The 18,387-nt window shown below is 71.2% G+C and carries 15 protein-coding genes and 1 tRNA gene; 15 read left to right on the forward strand and 1 reads right to left on the reverse strand.

Features of this window, described 5'->3' with window-relative positions; all coding sequences use genetic code 11:
- Positions 1-131: 131 nt before the first annotated feature.
- Entirely contained in the window at positions 132-1,814 is a 1,683-nt protein-coding gene (locus HNQ79_RS20115; protein WP_308437366.1) for an SWIM zinc finger family protein, read from the forward strand.
- 180 nt (positions 1,815-1,994) lie between these two features.
- Here HNQ79_RS20115 and HNQ79_RS20120 read toward each other — a convergent pair.
- Positions 1,995-2,066, reverse strand: a tRNA-Arg gene (locus HNQ79_RS20120).
- Between the two features lie 133 nt (positions 2,067-2,199).
- Between HNQ79_RS20120 and HNQ79_RS20125 the strand changes: the two genes are divergently transcribed.
- The 14 genes from HNQ79_RS20125 (at position 2,200) to glyA (ending at position 18,304) form a co-directional block, all read left to right on the forward strand.
- Complete coding sequence (locus tag HNQ79_RS20125; protein WP_185033003.1) at positions 2,200-2,787, forward strand: response regulator; 588 nt, start codon at positions 2,200-2,202, stop codon at positions 2,785-2,787.
- Positions 2,788-2,871: 84 nt separating this feature from the next.
- Positions 2,872-3,726: an ArgS-related anticodon-binding protein NrtL gene (gene nrtL / locus HNQ79_RS20130; RefSeq protein ID WP_185033005.1), complete on the forward strand. Its 855-nt coding sequence runs from the start codon at positions 2,872-2,874 to the stop codon at positions 3,724-3,726.
- A gap of 39 nt (positions 3,727-3,765) precedes the next feature.
- Positions 3,766-5,157 carry a diaminopimelate decarboxylase gene (gene lysA, locus HNQ79_RS20135; protein WP_185033007.1) on the forward strand — a complete coding sequence of 464 codons (1,392 nt, stop codon included), beginning with the start codon at positions 3,766-3,768 and terminating at the stop codon, positions 5,155-5,157.
- A gap of 98 nt (positions 5,158-5,255) precedes the next feature.
- Entirely contained in the window at positions 5,256-6,545 is a 1,290-nt protein-coding gene (locus HNQ79_RS20140) for a homoserine dehydrogenase (protein ID WP_185033221.1), read from the forward strand.
- 6 nt (positions 6,546-6,551) lie between these two features.
- Positions 6,552-7,622: a threonine synthase gene (gene thrC / locus HNQ79_RS20145; protein WP_185033009.1), complete on the forward strand. Its 1,071-nt coding sequence runs from the start codon at positions 6,552-6,554 to the stop codon at positions 7,620-7,622.
- Positions 7,623-7,885: 263 nt separating this feature from the next.
- Entirely contained in the window at positions 7,886-8,818 is a 933-nt protein-coding gene (gene thrB, locus HNQ79_RS20150; protein WP_185033011.1) for a homoserine kinase, read from the forward strand.
- A 390-nt stretch (positions 8,819-9,208) separates the two neighbouring features.
- Positions 9,209-11,386, forward strand: a complete 2,178-nt coding sequence (gene rho / locus HNQ79_RS20155) for a transcription termination factor Rho (RefSeq protein ID WP_185033013.1) — start codon at positions 9,209-9,211, stop codon at positions 11,384-11,386.
- Positions 11,387-11,835: 449 nt separating this feature from the next.
- Complete coding sequence (locus HNQ79_RS20160) at positions 11,836-12,945, forward strand: LCP family protein (RefSeq protein ID WP_185033015.1); 1,110 nt, start codon at positions 11,836-11,838, stop codon at positions 12,943-12,945.
- Positions 12,946-13,139: 194 nt separating this feature from the next.
- Positions 13,140-13,361 carry a 50S ribosomal protein L31 gene (rpmE, locus tag HNQ79_RS20165; RefSeq protein WP_185033017.1) on the forward strand — a complete coding sequence of 74 codons (222 nt, stop codon included), beginning with the start codon at positions 13,140-13,142 and terminating at the stop codon, positions 13,359-13,361.
- A 111-nt stretch (positions 13,362-13,472) separates the two neighbouring features.
- A complete protein-coding gene (gene prfA, locus HNQ79_RS20170; RefSeq protein WP_185033020.1) occupies positions 13,473-14,552 on the forward strand; it encodes a peptide chain release factor 1 in 1,080 nt (359 codons plus the stop codon).
- A 48-nt stretch (positions 14,553-14,600) separates the two neighbouring features.
- The gene (gene prmC, locus HNQ79_RS20175) at positions 14,601-15,446 is read left to right on the forward strand and encodes a peptide chain release factor N(5)-glutamine methyltransferase (RefSeq protein WP_185033022.1); all 846 of its coding nucleotides are present in this window, start codon (positions 14,601-14,603) and stop codon (positions 15,444-15,446) included.
- Between the two features lie 92 nt (positions 15,447-15,538).
- Positions 15,539-16,186, forward strand: coding sequence for an L-threonylcarbamoyladenylate synthase (locus tag HNQ79_RS20180; protein WP_185033024.1), 648 nt, complete (start codon positions 15,539-15,541; stop codon positions 16,184-16,186).
- On the forward strand, positions 16,183-16,830 hold the full coding sequence (locus tag HNQ79_RS20185) for an arsenate reductase/protein-tyrosine-phosphatase family protein (protein ID WP_185033026.1): 648 nt from the start codon (positions 16,183-16,185) through the stop codon (positions 16,828-16,830). The genes HNQ79_RS20180 and HNQ79_RS20185 overlap by 4 nt, the downstream gene beginning before the upstream one ends.
- Before the next feature lie 202 nt (positions 16,831-17,032).
- Positions 17,033-18,304 (forward strand): serine hydroxymethyltransferase, encoded by a 1,272-nt coding sequence (gene glyA / locus HNQ79_RS20190; RefSeq protein ID WP_185033028.1) that lies wholly within the window; start codon positions 17,033-17,035, stop codon positions 18,302-18,304.
- Positions 18,305-18,387 lie beyond the last annotated feature (83 nt).

Here is an 18,387-nt window from a genome sequence, read left to right on the forward strand (position 1 = left end):
ATACGTTCGGTAAGCCTCACCTAAGCAACTGGCTGCCGCCGGGACACCTTGAGGTGATGCAGTGCGGAACCCTTCGCTTCGCAAGGGCGAGGCCGGGCGGTCGCAGCCGTCCATCCGCTTGAATGGTCCGCGTGAAAATCTCCGTGGGCTTCAGCGAGGACGATCTGCGGCGCCTGTCCGGGCCCCGCTCCTACGAACGCGGCCAGGGCTATCGGGACGCCGTCAGCAGCCTGGAGGTGGAGGAGGGCCGATTCTGCGCACGCGTGCAGGGCACGGAGGTCTACGAGGTCGAGATCACCGCGGACGGCGCGGGAGCCCTGGCCGGCGCGTGCGACTGCCCGTACGGGCAGGAGGGGAACTTCTGCAAGCACTGTGTCGCGGTGGGACTGGCGGTCCTCCACCGGGCGTCGCACGTGCCGCGCCAGCGGTCGGCCGCCGCTTCCCGCACCCGAGGCCTCGCGCAGTGGCTGGAGTCCCTGTCCCGGGAGGAGCTACTGGCGCTGGTACGCGAACAGATCGAGCGGGACCGCGAGTTGCGCCGCCGCCTGGAACTGCGCGCGGCAACCGCTCGCCGCGACGACCCCGTCGTACGGGAGCGAGTCCTCGCCCTCCTCGATCCGGCGCCCTTCGCGAGCTACGGATACGTCGAGTACGCCGACGCCCACGCCTACGCCCGGCAGGCGGCCGAAGCCGTCACCGCACTGCGCACCCTGACCGCCGACGGCCGGGCCGCGTCGGCCGTCACCCTGGCGCGCGAGGCGATGGCGGCGCTGCACCGTACGTACGAGGACATCGACGACTCCTCCGGGAGCGTGGGCTCCGTCGCCGAAGATCTCGCCGCGGCCCATCTGGAGGCCTGTCGGGCGGCACGCCCCGACCCGCTGGAGACAGCCGAGTGGCTGGCACGGCACCTGCTGGGCAGCGACTACGACGCTTTCGACACCGACCCGTACGACTACCGCGAGGTTCTCGGTACGGACGGCCTGGCGCGGCTGCGGCAACTGGCGGACCGGGCCTGGCGACGCAAGCCGTCCGGCTGGGCCGAGAAGTACCTGATGGAGCGGCTGGTGAAGTCCTCCGGCAACGTGGACGAACTGATCGCCGTCCACGCGGCAGACCTGTCCCCCACGGGCGACACTCACCTCACGATCGCCCGCGAGCTCGAAGCCGCGGGCCGCCCCGACGAGGCGCTGGAGTGGGCCGAACGCGGACTGCGCGAGCTGGCCGAGCCGCATCGCGGCGGCAGTGCGCTTGAGGACTACCTCTGCGAGCGCCACACCGCCGCCGGCCGTCCCGCCCGCGCGACCGCCGTGCGCCGGGACGGCTTCCGCGCCCGCCGCACCATCGCCGCCTACCGGCTGCTGCGCGAGTGCGCGCGAGCCGAGGGCACGTGGGAGCGCGAGCGCCCGGAAGCCCTGGAACTTCTCCGCGAGGACGCAGCCCGTTCCCGTCCCACCTGGTCCGGCGGCCCCGTGCTGATCGACGCCCTGACCGACGACGGCGACCTGGAAACCGCCTGGCAGGCCGCCACCGAAGCCACAGCAACCCCACGCCAGTGGCAGACCCTCGCCGACCTGGTACGCAAAGACCGCCCCGCCGAGGCGCTCCCGGTGTACTGGCGTCTGATCGAACCCCTCAAGAAGATCACCGGCGACGCCAACTACCAGCAGATCGCCCGCCTGTTGCTCGGCGCCCGTGAGTGCCATCAGCGTCTGGGGACGGCGGGGGAGTTCGCCCGCTGCGTGACCGCGCTGCGGGCCGAGCAGAAACGCAAGCGCAACCTGATGAAGGTCCTCGATCAACACGGTCTGTGAGCAGGAGCCACGAGCGGCTGGACCGTCCCCGTCCGGCGGACACTCGGAGGGACGACGGTCCGGACCACATGCAAAGCGCCGAGCGCAAAAAGCTGAGGGCCGGTCAGAAGAATCTGACCGGCCCTCAGCTCACTTTTGCCCTATAAGTGCACTGACCTGCGATAACACCACACAGGTAAGTGCCCCCGGCAGGATTCGAACCTGCGCACCCGGCTCCGGAGGCCGATGCTCTATCCCCTGAGCTACGGGGGCATGTCGCGCGGTGTGTCGGCGACGTGGTGAACCTTACCAGCTTCCCGCCGGTGCCCGTGAACGGATATCCGCACGCCACGCACGTCGGAGTCGCCCCGGCCGTCCGTCGGCATTTCCCCCGCACGGGGCGGAAGTGCGGAAAAGCCGGACGCGGCAAGGGAGTCCGACCTACTCTCGAAGGGTGTCGGGAGCGTTCGGCCGGGTCCTCGTCGTCGACGACAACAAGGTCATCCGGCAACTGATCAAGGTCAACCTCGAACTGGAGGGCTTCGAGGTCGTGACCGCCTCCGACGGTGCCGAATGCCTGGAGGTCGTGCACCGGGTCCGCCCGGACGTGATCACGCTGGACGTGGTGATGCCCCGGCTCGACGGACTCAGTGCCGTCGCCCGGCTCCGGGACGATCCGCGGACCTGCCGGCTGCCGGTGGCCATCGTCAGCGCGTGCACGCAGGGAGAAGTCGAGAGCGGCCTGGCCGCCGGGGTGGACGCCTTCCTCTCCAAGCCCTTCGAGCCCGCCGAACTGGTACGGCTGGTGCGCAGGCTGGCGGGTCAGGAGGATGATCCGCCGTCCGACGACGGCGGGTACGGCGCCGGACACGGCACGGTGTTCAGGGGCGGGTACGAGGCGGGGCGCAGCGGCAGGTACGACGCCGGGCACGCCCGGTGCGGCCGGGCCGATCCACGTCTGCACCCGGTGCCCGGAAGGCCGCCCGCCTCCTGACGGACGCGCGGGAACGCCGCCCGCGCCGCCCAGATGCTGAAACCGGTTCGCGGGAGGGCCCCCCTTCTCGCCTAGGCTTGGCGCGTGACCCCCGCAGAGCTCTCCCGTACCGTGCTGCGCGCCGTGCGCCGCGCCGTCGAGGAGGACGTACTGCCCGCTCCGGTGCCCGAGCGGGTCGCCGTCGAGCGCACCCGCCCCGGAGGTACGGGGGACTACGCCAGCAACGTCGCGCTGCGTCTCGCCCGGGACGCCCGGATGCCGCCGCGCGAGGTCGCCGAGATGCTGCGGGCACGGCTGACCGGCACTCCCGGGATCGCCGCCGTCGAGGTCACCGGGCCCGGCTTCCTGAACTTCCGCCTCGCCGCGGACTCGGCGGACGAGACCGTACGGGAGCTGCTGCGCCGGGGGCCGGTGCGCACCGACGCGCTGCCGCTCCCCGCGCCCGAACCCGAGGCCCTCGCCAGGCTCGGGCACGACGCCGCCGTGTGGGGGGCGCTGCTGCCCGCCCCGGACGCCGAACTCCTCGCCCAGCACGAGCGGAACCCCCTCTTCAGGGTGCGGTACGCGTACTCCCGTACGAGGGCACTGCGGAGGAACGCCGCCGACCTCGGCTACCGCGCGGCGTACGAGACGTCCGTGGCCGCCCCGGAACTGATCGGCCTCCTCGGCGGTTACCCCGTCGAGCTGGACGCCGCCGTCCGGCTGCGTGCGCCCGAACGTCTCGCCCGGCACCTGGTCGCCGTCGCCGACGCCTTCCTCCGCTTCCACGACACCCGCTTTCCCGGCACGCACTCCGAGGACGCGCGGTACGTCCTGCCGCTCGGCGACGAGAAACCCTCGGCCGCCCACCGCTCCCGGCTGGCAGTCGCCGAAGCCGCCGGGACGGTGCTGGCCGGTGGCCTGTCCCAGCTCGGCGTCAGTGCACCGGACCGTTTGTGACGTGCGCCAACGCGTACGCGGAGAAGTGAGAGAAGAAGCATGAGCCGTTCCGCCCACCCCGCCGGACCCCGTCACGCCGACGTCTACCCGGAGGGCCACTACACCGCCCCGGCCGACGACCTCAACGCCCTCGACGAGAAGGTCTGGGCCCGTACCGTGCGCCGGAACGAGGAGGGTGTGGTCAGCGTCGGCGGCATCGAAGTCACCCGGCTGGCCGAGGAGTTCGGGACTCCCGCCTACCTCCTCGACGAGGCCGACTTCCGTGCCAGGTGCCGGGCCTGGGCCGACGCCTTCGGCACCGAGGCCGACGTGTTCTACGCCGGCAAGGCGTTCCTCTCGCGGGCCGTCGTGCGCTGGCTCAAGGAGGAGGGGCTGAACCTGGACGTGTGCTCCGGCGGGGAGCTGACCACCGCCCTCGACGCCGGGATGCCCGCCGAGCGGATCGCCTTCCACGGCAACAACAAGTCCACCGAGGAAATCGTCCGCGCCGTCGAGGCGGGGGTCGGGCGGATCGTCCTCGACTCCTTCCAGGAGATCGTGCGGGTCGCGCACATCGCGCACGAGCGAGGCAGGCGTCAGCGGGTGCAGATCCGGGTGACGGTCGGCGTCGAGGCGCACACCCACGAGTTCATCGCCACCGCCCACGAGGACCAGAAGTTCGGCATCGCGCTTGCCGGGGGACAGGCGGCGGAGGCAGTGCGCCGGGCGCTGAAGCTGGACGGGATCGAGCTGATCGGGATCCACTCGCACATCGGGTCGCAGATCTTCGACATGGCCGGTTTCGAGGTGTCCGCGCGGCGCGTCGTGCAGCTGCTCGCGGAGGTGCGCGACGAGCACGGCGTCGAGCTGCCAGAGATCGACCTCGGCGGCGGCCTCGGCATCGCGTACACCTCCGAGGACGACCCCCGTGAACCGCACCACATCGCCAAGTCGCTGACCGAGATCGTCACTCGCGAATGCGAATCGGCGAACCTCAGGACCCCGCGGATCTCCGTCGAGCCGGGCCGCGCGATCGTCGGCCCGACCGCCTTCACGCTGTACGAGGTCGGCACCGTCAAGCCGCTGGAGGGCCTGCGCACGTACGTCAGCGTCGACGGCGGCATGTCGGACAACATCCGCACCGCGCTGTACGACGCCGAGTACAGCGTCGCGCTCGTCTCGCGCCGCTCGGACGCCGAGCCCATGCTGGTACGGGTCGTCGGCAAGCACTGCGAGAGCGGTGACATCCTGGTGCGGGACGCGTTCCTGCCCGCGGACACCGCCCCCGGCGACCTGCTCGCGGTGCCGGCGACCGGCGCGTACTGCCGGTCCATGGCGAGCAACTACAACCACGCGTGCCGCCCGCCCGTCGTCGCCGTCAAGGACGGCGCGGCACGGGTGATCGTACGGCGCGAGACCGAGGAAGATCTCCTGCGGCTCGATGTCGGCTAGTGGAATCCTCGTCTCACGCACTGGACGGGGGATAGAAACTCCCGTCCGGTGCGTGAGACTGGTCAAACCGTAAGAAGTATGAGGAGTGAGGTCGGATGATGCGTACGCGTCCGCTGAAGGTGGCGCTGCTGGGCTGTGGTGTGGTCGGCTCAGAGGTGGCGCGCATCATGACGACGCACGCCGACGACCTCGCGGCCCGCATCGGCGCCCCCGTCGAGCTCGTCGGGGTCGCCGTGCGGCAGCCCTCCAAGGTCCGCGCCGGCATCGACCCCGCGCTCGTCACCACCGATGCGACCGCCCTGGTCAAACGGGGCGACATCGACGTCGTCATCGAGGTCATCGGCGGCATCGAGCCCGCCCGCACCCTCATCACCACCGCCTTCGAGCACGGCGCCTCCGTCGTCTCGGCGAACAAGGCGCTGCTCGCCGAGAACGGCGCGGCACTGCACGCCGCCGCTGAGCAGCACGGGCGCGACCTGTACTACGAGGCGGCTGTGGCGGGGGCCATTCCGCTCGTCCGGCCGCTGCGCGAGTCCCTCGCCGGCGACAAGGTCAACCGGGTGCTGGGCATCGTCAACGGCACGACGAACTTCATCCTCGACAAGATGGACTCGTCCGGAGCCGGTTACTCCGAGGCGCTCGACGAGGCCACCGCCCTCGGGTACGCGGAGGCCGACCCGACCGCCGACGTCGAGGGCTTCGACGCCGCCGCGAAGGCCGCGATTCTCGCCGGGATCGCCTTCCACACCCGGGTGAAGATCGGCGACGTACACCGCGAGGGACTGACCGAGGTCACCGCCGCGGACATCGCTTCCGCAAAGCGGATGGGCTGCACCGTGAAGCTCCTCGCCATCTGCGAGCGGGCCGCCGACGGCAACTCCGTCACCGCGCGCGTGCACCCGGCGATGATCCCGCTGATCCACCCGCTGGCCTCCGTCCGCGAGGCGTACAACGCGGTCTTCGTGGAAGCGGAGGCCGCCGGTCAGCTCATGTTCTACGGCCCCGGCGCGGGCGGCCCGCCCACCGCGTCCGCCGTGCTCGGCGACCTCGTGGCGGTCTGCCGCAACAAGCTCGGCGGCTCCACCGGACCCGGCGAATCCGCGTACACCCGGCTGCCGGTCAGCCCGATGGGCGAGGTCGTCACCCGGTACCACATCAGCCTGGACGTGGCCGACAAGCCCGGTGTGCTCGCCCAGGTCGCCACAGTCTTCGCCGAACACGACGTGTCCATCGACACCGTCCGTCAGTCGGGGAAGGACGGCGAGGCCTCCCTCGTCGTCGTCACCCACCGCGCGCCCGACGCCGCCCTTTCCGGGACCGTCGAAGCGCTGCGCAAGCTCGACACCGTCAGAGGTGTCGCCAGCATCATGCGTGTTGAAGGGGAGTAAGGACCCATGACCATCCAGGGCACCCATCAGTGGCGCGGCATCATCGAGGAGTACCGGGACCGGCTCCCGGTCACGGCCACGACGCCCGTCGTCTCGCTCGGCGAGGGCGGCACGCCGCTCGTCCGCGCACAGGTCCTCTCCGAGCGCACCGGCTGCGAGGTGTACCTCAAGGTCGAGGGCGCCAACCCGACCGGGTCCTTCAAGGACCGCGGCATGACCATGGCGATCACGCGGGCCAAGGAGGAAGGCGCGAAGGCCGTCATCTGCGCCTCCACCGGCAACACGTCGGCGTCCGCAGCCGCCTACGCCGTACGGGCCGGCATGGTCTGCGCCGTCCTCGTGCCCCAGGGGAAGATCGCCCTCGGCAAGATGGGCCAGGCCCTCGTGCACGGCGCCAAGATCCTCCAGGTCGACGGGAACTTCGACGACTGCCTCACCCTGGCCCGCTCGCTGTCCGACAACTACCCGGTGGCGCTGGTCAATTCGGTCAATCCGGTGCGCATCGAGGGCCAGAAGACCGCCGCCTTCGAGATCGCCGACGCGCTCGGCGACGCCCCGGACATCCACGTCCTTCCGGTCGGCAACGCGGGCAACATCACCGCGTACTGGAAGGGGTACAAGGAGTACGCCGCCGACGAACTCGCCACGCACACCCCCCGGATGTGGGGCTACCAGGCGTCCGGCGCCGCGCCCATCGTGCGCGGCGAGGTCGTGAAGGACCCCTCCACGGTCGCCACCGCCATCCGTATCGGCAACCCGGCCTCCTGGGACTTCGCGCTCGCGGCGCGCGACGAGTCCGGCGGGCACATCGACGAGGTGACGGACCGTCAGATCCTCGCCGCGTACCGGCTGTTGGCGTCCCAGGAGGGCGTTTTCGTGGAGCCCGCGTCCGCCGCGTCGGTCGCCGGTCTGCTGAAGGCCGTCGAAGAGGGCAAGGTCGACGGCGGCCAGCGCATCGTCTGCACGGTCACCGGCAACGGCCTCAAGGACCCGGAGTGGGCCACCGCCGGAGCGCCGCCGGCGACCGCCGTCCCCGTCGACGCCGGCATCGCCGCCGAAAAGCTCGGCCTGGCCTGAGCGCCACGCCGGACCCGCCCCCGAGGAAGCGGGGTGCTCGCGTGACCAGCCGCAGCGGTCCCGCGAGCACCCCGCGCCCCGGTGGGCCCTCCCGGCACTCCGGAGTGGCAACGCGCGACACGTGCGCCCTATGTCCCCGGGGAACCTTCCTTCGATAGGCTGTACCGACACTCCCGCGCCGCATATGCCGCGGTGCCTCCGCCGTCAGGCCGCACGTGTCGCCGTACCCACCACCCCCCGCCACTCAAGGAGATCGTCGAGCGATGGCCGGTCCCGCGTTCCGAGCCGCCCCCGTGCGCGTGCGTGTCCCCGCCACGAGCGCCAACCTCGGGCCCGGCTTCGACGCCTTCGGCCTGTCCCTGGGGCTGTACGACGACGTGGTGGTGCGGGTCGCCGACTCCGGGCTGCACATCGACATCGCGGGCGAGGGCGCCGACACACTGCCCCGCGACGAGCGTCATCTGCTCGTACGGTCCCTGCGCACCGCCTTCGACGCCCTCGGCGGACAGCCGCGCGGCCTGGAGATCGTGTGCGCCAACCGCATCCCGCACGGCCGCGGCCTGGGCTCCTCGTCCGCCGCCATCTGCGCCGGCATCATGGCCGCCCGCGCGGTGACCACGGGCGGCGACGCCAAACTGGACGACGAGGCCCTGCTGGAGCTCGCCACCGAGATCGAGGGCCACCCCGACAACGTCGCCGCCTGTCTCCTCGGCGGTTTCACCCTCGCCTGGATGGACGGCGGTGCGGCCCGCGCGATCCGTCTGGACCCCTCGGATTCCATCGTTCCGGTGGTCTTCGTCCCGTCCAGGCCCGTCCTCACCGAGGCCGCCCGCGGGCTGCTTCCCCGTACCGTCCCCCATGTGGACGCAAGCGCCAACGCCGGTCGTGCGGCCCTGCTCGTGGAAGCCCTGACCAGGCGCCCCGAGCTGCTGCTGCCCGCGACCGAGGACCGGCTGCACCAGGAATACCGCACTCCCGCGATGCCCGAGAGCGTCGCGCTCGTCAACCGGCTGCGCGCGGACGGCGTCCCCGCGGTCGTCTCCGGTGCGGGCCCCACTGTCCTCGCGCTGGTCGACGAGCCCGCGGCCGACAAGGTCGTACGGGCGGCGGGCGACGGATGGGCCGCGGAGCGGCTCTCCCTCGACGCCGCGGGCGCGAGCGTGCTGCCGCTCGCACCGCAGGACGCGTCCGGCTAGGACAGCCGGCAGGACCTCACACGATTGCCGGTGGAAGAGAGGGGGAATGTTTGTTGGAGCCGGTAGTGTTAATCTCAAGTCTGCATCCGACGCCCTTGCGGCGCGGTGCATCGTGTCCCCTTCGGGACCGTCTTCTTCCGGGAGCCTCCCCAAACTGCCAGAGCAGCCTGCCTGAGCCGTTTTGAGCACGCTCCGGAACCGGCACGACACCCCGCGTTCTTCCCAGAGGGGGCACTGGGGACTTCGGGTCGGAATCCCACGCACTTTTGTCTCTCCGCCACATCCGGCGGACCACCGCCCCGGCACGGCTCTCCCCAAGGAAGCCGCCGGCACAGCACAACCGGTCGCCGAGCCAGACAGGCCGACGTCCGCTCCAGGGAAGGACCCTTCGTGAGCGACACCACCGATCTGATGGGCGTGACTGCCGACAAGAATGTCGACAATGCGTCCGACGCAGGTGCTGCCACCGGCAGTGCCCCGCGGCGCCGCCGCTCCGGCACCGGCCTGGACGGCATGGTCCTGGCCGAGCTGCAGCAGGTCGCGTCCGGCCTCGGGATCAAGGGCACCGCGCGCATGCGCAAGGGCCAGCTGATCGAGGTCATCAAGGAGACGCAGGCCGGTGGCGGCAAGTCCGCCCCCGCCAAGAGCGCCGACTCGGGCGACGCCGAGAGCAAGCCGAAGCGCCGTGCCACCTCCAAGGCGCGCACGGACAACGCCGAGGCCGCCGCCCCGGCCGAGGCGAAGGCCGAGAAGGCCGTCAGCCAGCAGCAGATCGACATCCCGGGCCAGCCGGCCCCCAAGCTGTCGTCTCCGCCCGCGCAGACGGGCGCCTCCGGCGACGAGCAGCCGGTCGGCGAGCGTCGCCGCCGGCGCGCCACCGCAGCGGCCGGCAGCCCCGAACAGGGCGCCGCCGCAAGCGACGTGTCGTCCAGTCAGAAGTCCGACGTCAAGACCGAGGTCCGGGCCGAGGCCAGGACCGACGTCACGGCGGAGGCGCAGACCGACACCAGGAACAGCAGCGACGCCAAGGCGGAGCAGTCGGCGGACAACGCCGAGGGCCGCCGGGGCCGCGACCGCGGGGACCGCCAGGGCCGCGACCGGGGCGACCGCGGTGACCGGGGCGACCGCCAGAGCCGCCGGGATCGTGACCGCGGTGGCAAGGGTGCCGACGACCAGGGGCGCCAGCAGCGCCAGGGCGGCAACCAGGGGAGTCAGGGCAACCAGGGCGGCGGCAACCAGGGCAACCAGAGCCAGGGCCAGAGCCAGGGCCGCGACCGTGACCGTGACCGTGACAACGGTCCCCAGGACGACGACGACTTCGAGGGCGGCCGCCGCGGCCGTCGTGGCCGCTACCGCGACCGCCGTGGCCGTCGTGGCCGCGACGAGTTCGGCAGCGAGGCTCCGCCGCAGGTCAACGACGACGACGTACTGATCCCCGTCGCGGGCATCCTGGACATCCTCGACAACTACGCGTTCATCCGGACGTCCGGCTACCTGCCGGGCCCCAACGACGTGTACGTCTCCCTCGCCCAGGTCCGCAAGAACGGCCTGCGCAAGGGCGACCACACCACCGGTGCGGTCCGCCAGCCCAAGGACGGCGAGCGCCGCGAGAAGTTCAACGCGCTGGTGCGTCTGGACTCCGTCAACGGCATGGCGCCGGAGAGTGGCCGCGGCCGTCCCGAGTTCCAGAAGCTGACCCCGCTGTACCCGCAGGACCGGCTGCGCCTGGAGACCGACCCGGGCGTCCTGACGACCCGGATCATCGACCTCGTCGCGCCGATCGGCAAGGGCCAGCGCGGTCTGATCGTGGCCCCGCCGAAGACCGGCAAGACCATGATCATGCAGGCCGTCGCCAACGCGATCACGGTCAACAACCCCGAGTGCCACCTGATGGTCGTCCTGGTCGACGAGCGTCCGGAAGAGGTCACCGACATGCAGCGGTCGGTGAAGGGCGAGGTCATCTCCTCCACCTTCGACCGTCCCGCCGAGGACCACACCACCGTCGCCGAACTGGCCATCGAGCGCGCCAAGCGCCTCGTGGAGCTGGGCCACGACGTGGTCGTCCTGCTCGACTCGATCACCCGTCTGGGCCGTGCGTACAACCTGGCGGCCCCGGCCTCCGGACGCATCCTCTCCGGTGGTGTCGACTCGACCGCCCTCTACCCGCCGAAGCGCTTCTTCGGCGCGGCACGCAACATCGAGGACGGCGGCTCGCTGACCATCCTGGCCACCGCGCTGGTCGACACCGGCTCGCGCATGGACGAGGTGATCTTCGAGGAGTTCAAGGGCACCGGCAACATGGAGCTCAAGCTCGACCGCAAGCTCGCCGACAAGCGCATCTTCCCCGCGGTGGACGTCGACCCGTCCGGCACCCGCAAGGAAGAGATCCTGCTCAACGCCGAAGAGCTCGCGATCGTCTGGAAGCTGCGCCGGGTGCTGCACGCGCTCGACTCGCAGCAGGCCATCGAACTGCTTCTCGACAAGATGAAGCAGACGAAGTCGAACGCCGAGTTCCTGATGCAGATCGCCAAGACGACTCCGTCCGGCAACGGCAACAGCAACGACTAGCCGCTTCCGCCAGGAACAGCGCGACGAGCCCGGGTGCGGGTCACGAGAGATCGTGACCCGCACCCGGGCTCGCGTCGTCCGCGCCGCAGCACGGCGCGGCGTCGGACCGCGCAGGCGTACCGGAGAAGCGGATTGAGGGGCGGCAACGGGGGCGCCGAGGTGCGGTCGGCGGGCCGACGCCGTGATCTTTTCGAGACTTGCGCCACACCCGCCCCAGGGGACGCTCTCCGCTCCGCAGCGCCGTGGGCTCCGTAAAGCAGCAGCTCAGCCCGGACAAGAGGGGCTCTTGAGGTCGTGCGGCAGCATGCGCACCGGACGACTTCTCGCCGGGCACGCAAGGGTGCTGTGCAACCCTTCTGGGTGATTCAACGTCTGACAAGTGTCGACATACCGTGCCTGATCCACCACGGCAGGGGGTACGCGGGAATCCACGAGGGACTGAGGAGCACATGAGCGATACGGGCAGGAGCGGCCGAATACGGGCCACCGGCAAACGCCGCAAGTCACCGGCCAAGGGCCGCCGCGCCACCACGACGCTGTCGTGGGTCGCCGCGGGAGTGGTCCTGGCCGGCGGCAGCGGACTCGGTTACGTGTACTTCAAGCTCGACGGCAACCTCAAGGGCGTCGACATCAACAGCGCCCTCGGCACGGACCGCCCCGACGAGGTCGACAACGGCTCGCAGGACATCCTGGTCCTGGGCTCCGACTCCCGGGACGGCGACAACGCCGAGTACGGCACCGACGAAGGCGGCGCCCGCTCGGACACCGCGATGATCCTGCACGTGAACGAGGGCCACACCAAGGCCAGCATCGTCTCCATCCCGCGCGACACCCTCGTCTCCCGCCCGGAGTGCGTGTCCGACAACGACGGCAGGACGACCGTGCCCGCCGCCCAGCGGCAGATGTTCAACACCGCGTACGAGGTCGGCGGACCCGCCTGCGCGGTGAAGACCGTGGAGCACATGTCCGGCATCCGCATGGACCACTACGTCGAGGTCGACTTCACCGGCTTCAAGAAGCTCATCGACGAACTCGGCGGCGTCCCGGTCACCACCAAGAAGGCGATCAAGGACACCAAGAGCCACCTGGACCTGCCGCCCGGCACCCACCAGCTCAACGGCGAGCAGTCCCTGGCCCTCGTCCGCACCCGCAAGAGCGTCGGCGACGGCAGCGACCTCGGCCGCATCCAGCTCCAGCAGGCGTTCATGAAGGCCCTCATCGGCCAGGTCAAGAACGTCGGCGTCTTCACCAACCCGAAGAAGCTGTACGACCTCGCCGACGCCGCCACCAAGGCCATCACCACCGACTCCGACCTCGCCTCGGTCAACCAGCTCATGTCCTTCGCGAACGGCCTCAAGGGCATCGGCGCACAGGACATGGAGATGGTCACGCTGCCCGTCCGGTACGACCCGCGGGACCCCAACCGCGTCGTGCCCCTGGACACGCAGTCCCAGCAGCTCTGGCAGGCCCTCCGGAGCGACGCACCCATCCCGGCGTCCGTCACCGAGGGCTCGGCGGGCGACAAGGGCGACGCCGGCACGATAGTCAAGGGCGACTGAGCACCGGCCGGACCGGCCTCCCGCCGGCTTCGCGGTGGGCCGTGGAATACATCCGGGCCCGCCCCCGTTGAGACGATTACCTTCGAATTTTGAAGCACGGGCCCGCCCTGGCAGACTGGTCCGTCGGCCCCGGTTCACGTACCCGCAAATCCGCGGATGCGACCCGGTGCCCTCCCGAAACTCTAGGAGTCACCTTGAAGCGCGATGTTCACCCCGAGTACGTCGAGACCCAGGTCAGCTGCACCTGTGGCGCGGCGTTCACCACCCGTAGCACCCTGACCGAAGGCCGCATCCGCGCCGAGGTCTGCTCCGAGTGCCACCCGTTCTACACGGGCAAGCAGAAGATCCTCGACACCGGTGGCCGCGTGGCCCGCTTCGAGGCCCGCTTCGGCAAGGCCGGCTCCGCCGCGAAGTAGCGAGTCATCGCGCCGGTCCTCGACCGCTCCGTACCGGAGTGGGGGAGGACCGGCGCTTTGTCGTGACGCAGGCTGCTCATTTCGTAACTTACGCACCCCAGGAGCCCGAAGATGTTCGAGGCGGTCGAGGACTTGATCGGCGAGCACGCCGATCTTGAGAAGAAGCTGGCCGACCCGTCTGTCCACGCGGACCAGGCGAACGCGCGCAAGCTCAACAAGCGCTATGCCGAGCTGACCCCGATCATCGGCACCTACCGGACCTGGAAGCAGCTCGGCGAGGACATCGAGACGGCCCGCGGGTTCATCGCGGACGACCCCGACTTCGCCGCCGAGGTCAAGGACCTGGAGCGGCAGCGCGAGGACGTCACGGAGAAGCTGCGGCTCCTCCTCGTCCCCCGGGACCCCAACGACGACAAGGACGTCATCCTGGAGGTCAAGGCGGGCGCGGGCGGCGACGAGTCCGCCCTGTTCGCCGGCGACCTGCTGCGCATGTACCTGCGGTACGCGGAGCGTGTCGGCTGGAAGACCGAGATCATCGACGCCACCGAGTCCGAGCTCGGCGGCTACAAGGACGTCCAGGTCGCCGTCAAGACCAAGGGCGGCAACGGTGCCACCGAGCCCGGCCAGGGCGTCTGGGCCCGCCTCAAGTACGAGGGCGGCGTGCACCGCGTGCAGCGCGTGCCCTCCACCGAGTCGCAGGGCCGCATCCACACCTCCGCCGCCGGCGTGCTCGTCACGCCCGAGGCCGAGGAGGTCGAGGTCGAGGTCAACATGAACGACCTGCGCATCGACGTCTACCGCTCCTCGGGCCCCGGCGGGCAGTCCGTCAACACCACCGACTCCGCGGTGCGCATCACGCACCTGCCGACCGGGGTCGTCGCCTCCTGCCAGAACGAGAAGAGCCAGCTCCAGAACAAGGAGCAGGCCATGCGCATCCTGCGCTCCCGTCTGCTGGCCGCCGCGCAGGAGGCCGCCGAGCGCGAGGCCTCGGACGTACGTCGCAGCCAGGTCCGTACGGTCGACCGCTCCGAGAAGATCCGGACGTACAACTTCCCGGAGAACCGGATCTCCGACCACCGCGTGAACTTCAAGGCGTACAACTTGGACCAGGTGCTCGACGGTGACCTCACCGCCGTCATCCAGGCCCTCGTCGACGCGGACTCCGCGGCGAAGCTCGCTGCTGCGCAGTAGGCCGCGACCGTTCCACGTCCAGCTGTCCCTGCAAGCCGGAGGATCCGGATGAATCTGCTGCTCGCCGAGGTGGCGCAGGCCACCCAGCGGCTGGCCGACGCCGGCGTGCCCTCACCGCGCTTCGACGCGGAGGAGCTCGCCTCGTTCGTCCACGGTGTCAAGCGGGGAGAGCTGCACCGGGTCCCCGACAGCGACTTCGACGCCCGCTACTGGGAGGCCATCGCCCGCCGCGAGGCCCGCGAGCCCCTCCAGCACATCACCGGCCGCGCCTTCTTCCGCTACCTGGAGCTCCAGGTGGGGGCCGGCGTCTTCGTGCCCCGGCCGGAGACCGAGTCGGTCGTCAGCTGGGCCATAGACGCCGTACGCGCCATGGACGTCGTCGAACCGCTGATCGTCGACCTGTGCACGGGCTCCGGCGCCATCGCGCTCGCCCTGGCCCAGGAGGTGCCGCGCTCGCGCGTGCACGCCGTGGAGCTGGACGAGGGCGCGCTCAAGTGGACCCGCAAGAACGTCGACGGCTCCCGGGTCGTCCTGCACCACGGGGACGCCCTGACCGCGCTCCCCGAGCTGGACGGCCAGGTCGACCTGGTGATCTCCAACCCGCCGTACATCCCGCTCACCGAGTGGGAGTACGTGGCGCCCGAGGCCCGCGACCACGACCCCGAGATGGCGCTGTTCTCCGGCGAGGACGGCCTCGACCTGATCCGCGGCATCGAACGCACCGCGCACCGCCTGCTGCGGCCCGGCGGCGTCGTCGTCATCGAGCACGCCGACACCCAGGGCGGCCAGGTCCCGTGGATCTTCACCGAGGAGCGGGGCTGGGCGGATGCCGCCGACCACCCCGACCTCAACAACAGGCCGCGCTTCGCCACCGCACGCAAGGCGATGCCGTGACCGGCACACCGCATCCCCGGTACGGCCCGTACCGCTCGTACGACCCGTATCTCTCGTACAACCCGATGTTCCTGCCCGAGGGGGACCGTTAAATGGCACGGCGATACGACTGCAACGACGCGACCGACCGCAAGGCCGGTCTGCGCGAGGCCGCCTCGGCCGTCCGCCGGGGCGAGCTGGTCGTCCTGCCCACCGACACCGTCTACGGGATCGGCGCGGACGCGTTCAGCAGCGAGGCGGTCGGTGACCTCCTCGAAGCCAAGGGCCGCGGCCGTAACATGCCCAGCCCCGTCCTCATCGGCTCCCCGAACACCCTGCACGGCCTGGTCACGGACTTCTCCGAGCAGGCGTGGGAGCTCGTCGACGCGTTCTGGCCGGGCGGGCTGACCCTCGTCGCCCGCCACCAGCCGTCCCTCCAGTGGGACCTCGGCGACACCCGCGGCACCGTCGCCGTCCGCATGCCGCTGCACCCGGTCGCCATCGAACTGCTCACCGAGGTCGGCCCGATGGCCGTCTCCTCCGGCAACCTCACGGGCCACCCGTCCCCCGAGGACTGCGACGCCGCCCTGGCGATGCTGGGCGACTCCGTCTCCGTCTACCTGGACGGCGGGCCCACGCCGGGCAACCTGCCGTCCTCCATCGTCGACGTCACCGGCACGGCACCGGTCCTGCTGCGGGCCGGAGTGCTGAGCGCGGAGGAGCTGCGCAAGGTCGTACCCGATCTTGAGGTGGCGAGTTGACCGCCCTTGACGGGCGTGGCACAGCAGAAGGCATATCGGGAACCACCTTCCGTATCCTCCACGTCAGCACCGGCAACGTCTGCCGCTCGCCGATCACCGAGCGGCTGACCCGCCATGCCCTGGCGGAACGTCTCGGTGACCCCTCCTACGGCGGCCTGATCGTGGAGAGCGCCGGTACCTGGGGCCACGAGGGCGCCCCCATGGAGGCCAACGCCGCCGCCGTCCTCGCCGACTTCGGCGCCGACGCGGCAGGCTTCACCGGACGCGAACTCCTCGACGAGCACGTCATCCGCGCCGACCTCGTCCTCACCGCGACCCGCGACCACCGAGCCCAGGTCATCTCGATGGGCCACAGCGCGGGTCTGCGCACCTTCACCCTGAAGGAGTTCAACCGTCTCGTCAGGGCCATAGACCCGCTTACCCTTCCGGACCCCCTGGAGGAAGGCGTCGTCGAGCGCGCCCGTGCCCTGGTGCGGGCTGCCGCCGCCCTGCGCGGCTGGCTGCTGGCGCCCACGGAGGAGGCGGACGAGGTCTACGACCCGTACGGGGCTCCGATCACGTTCTTCCGTTCGGTCGGTGAGGAGATCAACGCGGCGCTGGACCCGGTGGTCACGGCGCTGACGGGGGCTCCGGCCAGACACTGAGTCGCGGCGGTCGCGGGCCCCCGGCGGACGGGGTCCGGCGCGGCGGCCCGAAGCCCGGGAGGTCCCTGGGGGCGGAGCGGTGCGAGGGGCGCGCGCGGGAGGGGCCCCGGAGGGCGGCGCAGACCGGGCGGGGCCGGCATGGCGGGCCTACATTGGGGGACACGGCACTGAAGTCCCCCTCCCCCCAGGCCCGGAGCCCGAGATGCCCGCCATCGCTGCACCCGCATCCGTATCCGCACCCGCCGCCCCCGTGACCCCCGGGGCGGACTTCGAGGCGCTCGCCCGCCAGGATCCCGAGATCGCCGACGTCGTCCGCGCCGAGGTGCGCCGGGAGGCGCAGGGTCTCCAGCTGATCGCCGCCGAGAACTTCACCTCGCCCGCCGTGCTCGCCGCGCTCGGGTCGCCGCTGGCGAACAAGTACGCGGAGGGGTACCCCGGCGCCCGGCACCACGGCGGGTGCGAGGTGGTGGACGCCGCCGAACGGATCGCCATCGACCGGGCCAAGGGCCTGTTCGGCGCCGCGCACGCCAATGTGCAGCCGCATTCGGGGTCGGCGGCCGTCCTCGCCGCGTACGCCGCGCTGCTCAAGCCCGGGGACACCCTGCTGGCCATGGGGCTGCCGTCGGGCGGTCACCTCACGCACGGGTCGCCGGTCAACTTCTCCGGGCGCTGGTTCGACGTGGTGGGGTACGGGGTCGACGCGGAGAGCGGGCTGATCGACTACGAGCAGGTGGCCGCCCTGGCGCGTACCCGGCGGCCCCGGGCGATCGTCGTGGGTTCCATCTCCTACCCGCGCCATCCCGACTACGCGGCCTTCCGGGCCATCGCCGACGACGTCGGGGCCTATCTGGTGGCGGACGCCGCGCATCCGATCGGACTCGTGGCCGGAGGGGCGGCGCCCAGCCCCGTGCCGTACGCCGACGTCGTGTGCGCGACCACGCACAAGGTGCTGCGCGGGCCGCGCGGCGGCATGCTGCTGTGCGGCGAGGAGCTGGCGGAGCGGATCGACCGGGCTGTCTTCCCGTTCACCCAGGGCGGCGCGCAGATGCACACGATCGCGGCGAAGGCGGTCGCGTTCGGCGAAGCGGCAGGACCGGCCTTCGCGACGTACGCCCATCAGGTGGTCTCCAACGCGCGGGTGCTCGCCGAAGGACTGGCGGGCGAGGGCTTCGCCGTCACGACCGGCGGTACGGACACCCATCTGATCACCGCCGATCCGGCTCCGCTGGGCATGGACGGGCGCGAGGCGAGGGCGCTGCTGGCGGCGGCGGGCGTGGTGCTCGATACGTGCGCGCTTCCGTACGGAGAGGGCCGTGGCCTGCGGCTCGGCACCGCGGCGGTGACCACGCAGGGCATGGGCGAGGCCGAAATGGCGCGCATCGTCGCACTGTTCGCGCTGGCCCTGCGGGGTGAACGGAACGCGCCGACCGAGGTACGGGAGCTCGCGCGGAGGTTTCCCCCTTACCGGGGATGAACGGGCCGTGCGGAACCATCCACAGGGACCCGAGTGTCCTCAACCCCGTGGCCGCGAAGCTAGGGTGTGGGGCTGAGATGGCC

This window comes from Streptomyces candidus (assembly GCF_014207445.1).
In the GTDB taxonomy this organism is placed as follows: domain Bacteria; phylum Actinomycetota; class Actinomycetes; order Streptomycetales; family Streptomycetaceae; genus Streptomyces; species Streptomyces candidus.